This is a genomic window from Rathayibacter sp. AY1E2 (assembly GCF_002932325.1).
Classification (GTDB): Bacteria; Actinomycetota; Actinomycetes; order Actinomycetales; family Microbacteriaceae; genus Rathayibacter.
In genome coordinates this window covers 1-1,058 of the sequence record NZ_PSVO01000053.1, presented here as the reverse complement: position 1 = coordinate 1,058, position 1,058 = coordinate 1, and the positions used below count along the sequence as shown (strand labels likewise).

The following is a 1,058-nucleotide window of genomic DNA, read 5'->3' as shown; positions in this document are numbered from 1 at the left end:
GCCCCCGGCTAGGCTGACCCCCGCAAGCAGAGGAGACCGCGGATGCCCGACCACGCGACGCGCGGCAACAACCTCGACCGCGTCAGGCGGCACAACCTCTCGGCGATCCTCCGCCTCGTGCACCGCGGCGGCCCCCGCTCCCGCTCGCAGCTGACCCGCCTGACCGGCCTCAACCGCTCCACGATCGCGGCGCTGGTCGGCGAGCTGGTGGAGCTCGGCATCGTGCGCGAGCGCGAGCCCGCCACGCCGAACCAGGTCGGCCGGCCGAGCCCCGTCGTCGAGGCCGATCCCGGAGTCGTCGCGCTCGCCGTGAACCCCGAGATCGACGCCGTCACGGTCGCCGTGGTCGGCGTCGACGCCGTCGTCCGCCGCCGCATCCGCCGCTCCGCCTCCGTCCCCACCGCCGAGGCCGCCGCCCGTCTGGCGGCCGAGGCGGTCGCCGAGCTGCTCGCCGAGCTGCCCGAGGAGACGCGGACCGTCGGCATCGGCGTCGCCGTGCCCGGCCTCGTCCGCGACGCCGACGGCCTCGTCCGGGTCGGCCCGCACCTCGGCTGGGACGACGAGCCCTTCTCCCGCATGCTCGCCGACGCGACCGGCCTGCCCGTCCTCTCGGCGAACGACGCCAACCTCGGTGCACTCGCGGAGAGCGTCCTCGGCGCCGGCCGCGACGTCTCGCACCTCGTCTACCTCAACGGCGGCGCGAGCGGAGTGGGCGCCGGCGTCATCGTCGGCGGCGCGCCTCTGCACGGCATCGACGGCTACGCGGGCGAGATCGGCCACACCCTCGTCAACAGCGCGGGCATCGACTGCCACTGCGGCGCCGTCGGCTGCCTCGAGACCGAGGTCGGCCGCGCCGAGCTGCTCACCGTGCTCGGCCTCGACGAGAGCGAGCGGCTGGAGGAGGCGCTCGCCGCCTCCGAGGACCCGGCCGTCCGCGCCGAGGTCGAGCGCCAGCTCGGGCACCTCGCGGTCGCCCTGCGCAACGTGATCAACGTGTTCAACCCGCAGCTCGTGGTGCTGGGCGGCTTCCTCGGGGCGCTGATCGGAGTCGCGCCGGG

At 75.8% G+C, this 1,058-nt stretch carries 1 protein-coding gene; it reads left to right on the top strand.

The window, feature by feature from the left end; translation table 11 throughout:
• Positions 1–42: 42 nt before the first annotated feature.
• Positions 43–1,058, top strand: a 1,016-nt coding sequence (locus tag C5C49_RS16675) for an ROK family transcriptional regulator (protein ID WP_104346624.1), incomplete at its 3' end; no start/stop codon positions are given.